This is a genomic window from uncultured Dialister sp. (genome assembly GCF_900541605.1).
Lineage (GTDB): Bacteria > Bacillota > Negativicutes > Veillonellales > Dialisteraceae > Dialister.
Genome location: NZ_UQKJ01000007.1, coordinates 25,981 through 34,058, shown reverse-complemented (window position 1 = coordinate 34,058; position 8,078 = coordinate 25,981). Strand labels below are relative to the sequence as shown.

Below are 8,078 nucleotides of genomic sequence, written 5' to 3'. Positions count from 1 at the left end.
GGCGGGACCTGCTAAGCAGGTGAATCTCCAACTCTCAATCCAGCCAACGGCTGCGCCGCCAATGCCCCCCCTCCGTCGCCTTCGGCGCCACCTCCCCCATAGATGGGGGAGGTAGAATCAATGCGCCAATCGCTCCTTTTTAGAGGGAACGGAGAATGGCTTATGGAAACCGCAAGGAACCCCAGCTCTCTTCACTTAATTCTCAAATCTATTTTTGAACTACAATTATATGGCCCTTCACGATTTCCACATATGTTTGAGATACATCTTTGATTTATACATACAGGAGTCTATATGACAGAAGAAAAGAAATTCTATTCCGGCTTTGCAGCCCTGGTGGGCCGGCCGAATGTGGGAAAATCCACCCTCATGAATGCCCTCCTGGGAGAAAAGATTTCCATCGTTTCCTCCCATGCCCAGACCACAAGAAATAAGATTACCGGCGTGTGGAACGGCGACAATTCCCAGGTGGTCTTCCTGGACACCCCGGGCATGCACAAACCCCAGAGCAAGCTGGGAGAAGCCATCCGCCAGAGCACCATAGATGCCCTGGATGAGGTGGACCTCATCGTATTCCTCTGCGCCTGCGATGATCCCCTGGGCGCCGGAGACCGGTACATCCTTTCCCTCCTGAAGGACCGGAAAGTGCCGGTGATCCTGGCCCTGTCGAAGACCGACCTTATCCCGAAGGATGCGGTGCTGAAGAAAATCGTGCAGTACAGCAGAATTTACAACTTCGCAGAAATCATTCCCCTCTCCGCCAAAACCGGAGAAAACCTGGATGAGCTCATGAAGTGCATCGTGAAATACCTGCCGGAAGGACCGAAATATTTCCCCGACGACATGGTGACGGACCAGCCGGAACGGAACATTGTACAGGAAATCGTAAGAGAAAAACTTCTCATCCGCACCCGGGACGAAGTGCCCCATGCCATCGGCGTGTATACGGAAGAATTCTCGGAACGGGAAAACGGGAAGGTCTATATCCGCTGCACCATTTACGTGGAACGGGAATCCCAGAAGCGGATCATCATCGGCAAGAAAGGGAGCGTCCTGAAAGCGGCAGGCCAGGAAGCCCGGGAAGAAATCCAGAACCTCATCGGCGCTCCGGTGTTCCTGGACCTCTGGGTCAAAGTGGCGAAGGACTGGAAAAACAAGGACTACATCCTGAGAGAACTGGGATATAAGGAACATAAGTAAGTCCGGCCATTTCACCGTGGCCAGCTTGCGGCGGAAAGAATTGAGATTCCCCGGCTCCGCCACAGTTGTTAACCTCTCCTCTTTAGAGGGGAGGGGGACCGCGAAGCGGTGGAAGGGTGGCCGCCGAAGGCGACAGGCCCTGCTGTTAAGGAAGCACTGATTAAATCGTTGTTCGATTATACTCTTGTATTTTCATGCAATACAAGGAATAATCCGACGCGAATAGCAAGCTATTTAAAGCAGCAGTCCTGCATAGGACTGCTGAGCCAAGGTAAGTTGGCGCTTTCTCTGCACATTAAAGCGCCTTCCTTTTATCCTTGGCCGGATTATGACGCAGTATTGCATGAAAATACATGTATAATCGGACTCTGCGAATTAATCAGCGCTTCCTTAAATACAAAATTCGCACTGCTTCTAAAGAGAAGGTCCGCGGCAAACCACAGAATAGATTGATGGGTATAGGCGGGACGGATGTGCTACAGGCGAATCCCCTCGGCCTCGGCCTCGTTCTCAATCTCAATCTCAATCTCAATCTCAATATCAATATCAATATCAATATCCATCTTACCGGCCCAATCCGGCATACCTGTTACACATGTATCCCATATCACACAAGGAGGAATGACTTATCAGTACCGATATACAGTGGCTGGCCCTTTCTATAGTGGCGGCCCTGGCTGCTTCATTTTTCAATTATAAAAATACGCTGGTGAACTTTTCTTTTGCCCGGATGCGGAAGAAGTACATCGAGGACAACGACGAACAGGATCCGGAGCTCATCAAAAAGGTGGCTCCCTTCTACCAGAGAACCAGCCAGATCCTGGGAGGCACCCAGGTGGCCTTTGTCATTTACTGTGGCATTTTTGCCATCAGCCTCCTTACCATGGTCATTTCTGCCCATCACATTCTCTCTCCCCTGGTGGGAGACCAGTGGGACTGGGTACTGGACGTGGTGCTGGCGGTGGCGGTGATCCTGCTGGTAGGGGCGTACTGGGTGGTGACCATTCTCTATCCCGGCACCCATGCCCTGGTGGAACCTCTCCCGGTACTGGCATCCCACCGCTGGGTGGTGCACTGGAACCGCCACCTTTTCCGGCCCCTCGTACAGGTGGGACTCTTCCTGGTACGCCGCATTTTCCGGCTGAAGAAGATCCCCTTCCGGAATGAAGTGAACTTCACCTACACCGAAGATGAAATCCGGTGCATCGTGGAAGAAAGCAGCCGCAGCGGCCGGCTGAACGCCCTGGAAAACACGCTGATCAAGAATTCCTTCGACTTTTTCGACCTCATGGTGCGGGATGTCATGATTCCCCGAAACAACATGGTGGTGCTGGACTTTAACGACGACATAGACACCATGCGCCGCACCATTTCCAAAGCCCACCATACCTGCTACCCTGTCTGCATCGATGACAAAGACCAGATCCTGGGCTTTATCCATGTGAAGGACTTCATGGAAAGCCTCCTCCACGGGGAAAGCAACGTGAAAAAAATTATCCGGGAAATCCTGACGGTGCCGGAAGTCATGCCGGCGCCATCGCTCCTGCAGCTCATGAGAAACCGCCGCATTTATCTCGCCGTGGTGGTAGATGAGTACGGCGGTACCTCGGGCCTGGTGACCCTGGAGGACCTGGTGGAAGAGCTCATCGGCGAAATCCCCCAGGCCGTGGACACCACGCCCTATGAAATTGTCCGCCGCAAAGACGGCACCTATGAATTCGACGGCACCGTTATCCTGGATGACGTATCGGACCGCCTGGAAATCGACCTGGACGGGGAAGACGGCAATGCCACCATCGGCGGCTTCGTATTCTCCCACCTGGAACGGATCCCCAAGGTCGGGGACCACGTGGATTTCTCGGGATGGCGGTTCTCGGTGCTCCGGATGGACGGCTTCCGCATTATGCGGGTAAAGGCGGAGCGCATCACCCCTCCCGAAACACCGCCTGATAAGGAGGCAGAAAAATGAATGGGCAGCTCCGGACCGGCGAAGCCATCGTACTCCACAGCACCAGGGGAAAGGAAGGGGGAAAGGCCCTTACCCTCTTCACCGCCTCCATGGGTCTCCTTAAGGGCTTCATCCCAAGGGCTGCCCTTGCCAGCTGCGGCACCGGCCTCACCGCTCCCTTTGCCCATATCCGCTACACCGCAGCCTTCTTCCCGGAATATGCAGTGATACGGCAGTACGAGGGAGAGCTCCTCTTCGACATGATGAAGCTATCCTACGAAGACATGGCCTACTGGTTCTACCTCATAGAGCTCACGGAAAAGCTCTTCCCGCCGGGAATCAGGGACGACGGAGTCTACGATACCCTCCTGGCCGCAGGAAACGCAGGCCGTACAAGAAACAGCATGGCCGCCGCCTTTACCGCCGCCGTCCAGGTGCTGGCCCTCTCCGGCTTCGACGCCGCCGCCCCGGAGGCACTGGAACAGTACCACGTCACCGGGGACACCGCAAAACTCCTCGCCGCCTTCCGGGACTACCGCTGGCGGGGTCCCTTTCCGGTTTCCATCGGAAAGAAGAACTTTTATGAGGCCGCTGCTTATCTGGACCGTTTCCTGCAGGATGTCTGTGACCTGCAGATGAATACAAAAGGGGAATTTACAAAAGCATTGAGTATTGATCTTAAATAGAAGGGTGCCACAGTGAGGGCATCCTTTTTTTGTTACCCTTTGGAACAATATCTTCCTTGCTTTTTCCAAAGACCGGTGATAAAATGTGCTGGAACAAAAGGAAGTAAAAAATCAAGAGAAATTTTTGACGCAAGAATACTTCTATATGTTCAAATAAAAATTTTATAAGAGAAAATTTATTGATGCTGGTATCAAATAATTCTTTATGGAAAAGAAAGGAATTCAGTTGCAATGATTATCGAATTGTAGTAAAATTTATTTTTGCAACCGTTCCTTTTTTATTTATATAATATAGGTATTGATAAAGACTTGAAAGAAAAGAGAAGAGCAAGGGTACATCATCCTTGCTTCCTTTTTTCGGGAGGGTCTTGTGGTTTTGAATGAAAGGGTGAGGCGAGGAATGCCCAAAAGCAAGATGTTCAGGCCTGTGCAGGTCGGTAAGAAGAAGAGATATACTTACGCCAGGTCAGAGGAAGTCCTGAAAATGCCGCATTTGCTCGACCTGCAGACGAAATCCTATGATTGGTTCTGCAGCGAAGGGCTGAAGGATGTATTTGCAGATATTTCCCCTATTGAGGATAGCGCACATAAGTGGGCGCTGCACTTCGGGAAGTATTATTTCGGCAAGGGCAAGTACAACATTGAGCAGTGCAAGGCGAAGGATGTCAACTATTCGGCACCTCTCTACGTGCAGGTCCGTCTGGAAAACAAGGAAACCGGGGAACTGAAGGAACATGATCTGTTCATGGGCGATTTCCCGATTATGACTGACACCGGCACGTTCATTATCAACGGTGCAGAACGGGTCATCGTATCCCAGCTGGTCCGCTCTCCCGGCGTGTACTACAAGAAAGAACGGGATGCCTTCGACAAGGAAATCTACAGTGCCCAGCTCATTCCGAACCGGGGCGCCTGGATCGAACTGGAATCGGATCCCAGCGGCTCCATTTCCGTCCGTATCGACCGGAACCGCAAGATGCCGGTCACCGTTCTCGTCCGTGCTCTCGGGTACTCTTCCAATGACGATATCCTGGAACTTTTCGACCACGATATCCACATTGAAAAGACCCTGGAAAAGGATAACACCACAGACCGCAAGTCTGCGCTCATCGAAATTTACCACAAGCTGCGCCCCGGTGAACCGGCGACGGAAGAATCCGGTACCACGCTCCTGAATAATTTCTTCTATGATCCCCGGCGCTATGACCTGGCCAAAGTAGGCCGGTACAAGATCAACAAGAAACTGGCCTGGAAGAACCGCCTCCGGGGCCATAAGACCGAAGGCCCGATCATCAACAAGGAAACCGGCGAAGTGGTGATCGAAGGAAACAGCATCATCGATGATGAAGCGATTGCCAAAATCGAAGAAAGCGGTGTATTCTCTTCCTACGATCAGGTGGAAGTGATGACCCAGAAGGGCGATGGCACTCCGGTCAAGGTGATCTGCTCTTCCGGCAACCGGGAAGACAATTACCGTATCCTGGAACGGTGCGATATTATCGCCTGCATCGATTACCTGCTGAACCTGATACAGGGCTACGGCAAGAGCGATGACATCGATCACTTGGGTAATCGCCGGGTCCGTTGCGTAGGGGAACTTCTCCAGAACCAGTTCCGCATCGGCCTCACCCGTATGGAAAGGGTTGCCTGTGAACGGATGACCACCCAGGACCAGGACAAGATGACTCCACAGGCCCTCGTCAATATCCGTCCAGTAGTGGCAGCCATCAAAGAGTTCTTCGGATCCTCCCAGCTGTCCCAGTTCATGGACCAGACCAACCCCCTGGCTGAACTGACACACAAGCGCCGTCTGTCGGCCCTGGGCCCCGGCGGCCTCTCCCGCGAAAGAGCGGGGTTCGAAGTCCGAGACGTTCACTATTCCCACTACGGCCGCATGTGCCCGGTAGAAACCCCTGAAGGTCCGAACATTGGCCTCATTTCCTCCCTTTCCAACTACGGTATTATCAATAAGTACGGCCTCATCGAGACTCCGTACCGCATCATTGGAAAGAGCGTAGGCCCTGACGGCAAGAAGGAATACCACGTAACCGATGAGACGAAGTACGTTACCGCGGACATCGAAGAAGACAAGATCATCGCCCAGGCTTCCGAGCCCCTCGATGAACAGGGTCACTTTATCCATAAGAATGTAGCCAGCCGCCGGGGGGCAGATGTGCTGGAAGCAGAACCGGAAGAAGTGGATCTCATGGACGTATCGCCGAAGCAGGTGGTGTCCATCGGCACATCCCTCATTCCATTCCTGGAACACGATGATACGAACCGTGCCCTCATGGGCGCCAACATGCAGCGCCAGGCTGTGCCTCTGCTCCGTCCGGAAGCGCCTCTCGTAGGCACCGGCATGGAATGGGTAGCAGGCCAGGACTCCGGCGTCTGCATCCTCGCCAAGAGGGGCGGCACTGTGGAACGGGTCACCGGCCGCCAGATCATTGTCCACGCGGACAATGGGGAACTGGATACCTATAATCTTATCAAGTTCATGCGGTCCAACCAGTCCACCTGCATCAACCAGCGCCCCACCGTATTCAAGGGCGAACGGGTGGAAAAGGGCGATACCCTGGCTGACGGCATGGCTACGGACCAGGGCGAACTGGCTCTGGGCCATAACGTGCTCGTTGCCTTCGTATCCTGGGAAGGGTACAACCACGAAGACGCCGTCCTCATTTCTGAACGGCTCTGCAAGGATGACCTCTACACTTCCATCCACATTGAAGAATACGAATGCGATGCCCGGGATACCAAGCTGGGTGAAGAAGAAATTACAAGACAGCTCTCTTCGGTTTCCGAAGATACTGTGAAATACCTCGACGAAAACGGCATCATCATGGTGGGGGCTGACGTCCGTCCGGGAGATATCCTCGTCGGCAAGGTAACCCCGAAGGGCGAAACCGAACTGACACCGGAAGAACGGCTACTCCGCGCCGTTTTCGGCGACAAGGAACGGGAAGTCCGTGATACCTCCCTCCGTGTGCCCCATGGGGAATTTGGCAAGGTGGTTGATGTGAAGGTTTTTACCCGTGAAAATGGGGGTGGACTGGCACCGGGCGTAAATAAGATAGTACAAGTCTATATTGCCCAAAAACGCAAGATTCGTGAAGGGGACAAGATGGCCGGCCGCCACGGCAACAAGTGTGTATGCTCCCGTATCCTCCCGGTAGAAGATATGCCATTCACTCCTGATGGCCATCCGGTGGACCTGGTACTGAACCCCCTGGGCGTACCGTCCCGAATGAATATCGGCCAGATCCTGGAAATCCATCTGTCCTGGGCCTGCCATATGCTTGGCGAAGAAATCCGGGATGCCATGGCCAAGGGTGAAGATTCCAAAGAATATAAAGACATGAGGGATCGGCTCGTTGCCTGCGGCTATGACTTCAAAAAGTACGGCATGCCTGAACCTACGGAGTCCGGCATCCATATTGCCACCCCCGTATTCGACGGCTGCCGGGATGAAGACCTGGCTGCAACCCTGAAGGCAGCAGGACTCCCGGCTAATGCAAAAACTGACCTCTATGATGGCCGTACCGGTGAAAAACTGGACAACCAGGTCACTATCGGCTGGAAATACATGCTGAAGCTCCATCATCTGGTTGACGATAAAATTCATGCCCGGTCTATTGGCCCGTATTCCCTTGTTACCCAGCAGCCACTAGGCGGCAAGGCACAGTTCGGCGGCCAGCGTTTCGGTGAAATGGAAGTCTGGGCACTGGAAGCTTACGGCGCCGCTTATACACTGCAGGAAATCCTGACGGTGAAGTCTGATGATATCGTCGGCCGTGTAAAGGCGTACGAAAAGATTGTCAAAGGCGAAAATATTCCGAGCCCCGGCGTTCCGGAATCCTTCAAGGTCCTCATGAAGGAACTGCAGTCCATCGGCCTCGATGTCCGTATTCTCAATGAAAATGGGGATGAGGTGGTGCTGAAGGAACTGGATGAAAGCGACCTGGAACAGGGCCACAGCGGAGACCATTGGCACCGGGAAGTGAAGGAAGCCATGGAAGGGGACTCTGCTGTGACAGAATCCAGAAATGCCCTGGAAACATCCATGAACGGCGGCGAAGCGGCCGAAGGCAATGATGTAGCTTCTTTCAACGATACCCTGGAAGCGGAAGCCAATGCTCCTGAAAATGAGGAAGTCGGCTTCAATGAAGTGAATATGAACGATGAAGTGGGCCATACTGACGACAGCAATGGCCAAGATGAATAAGACCGGAAAGGAGAACTAC

General features: G+C 53.3%; 4 protein-coding genes. All 4 read left to right on the top strand.

The genetic code is table 11. The features are described 5' to 3' along the window. The first annotated feature begins 294 nt into the window (after positions 1–294). The 4 genes from era to rpoB all read left to right on the top strand — a co-directional run bounded on the left by era (position 295) and on the right by rpoB (position 8,059). The gene (era, locus tag QZR21_RS01160; RefSeq protein ID WP_296096569.1) at positions 295–1,200 is read left to right on the top strand and encodes a GTPase Era; all 906 of its coding nucleotides are present in this window, start codon (positions 295–297) and stop codon (positions 1,198–1,200) included. 709 nt (positions 1,201–1,909) lie between these two features. Next, positions 1,910–3,169 (top strand): hemolysin family protein, encoded by a 1,260-nt coding sequence (locus QZR21_RS01155; RefSeq protein ID WP_296096571.1) that lies wholly within the window; start codon positions 1,910–1,912, stop codon positions 3,167–3,169. Then, the gene (locus tag QZR21_RS01150) at positions 3,166–3,834 is read left to right on the top strand and encodes a DNA repair protein RecO (RefSeq protein ID WP_296096574.1); all 669 of its coding nucleotides are present in this window, start codon (positions 3,166–3,168) and stop codon (positions 3,832–3,834) included. The genes QZR21_RS01155 and QZR21_RS01150 overlap by 4 nt, the downstream gene beginning before the upstream one ends. A 400-nt stretch (positions 3,835–4,234) precedes the next feature. After that, the gene (gene rpoB / locus QZR21_RS01145; protein ID WP_296096576.1) at positions 4,235–8,059 is read left to right on the top strand and encodes a DNA-directed RNA polymerase subunit beta; all 3,825 of its coding nucleotides are present in this window, start codon (positions 4,235–4,237) and stop codon (positions 8,057–8,059) included. Positions 8,060–8,078: the final 19 nt, after the last annotated feature.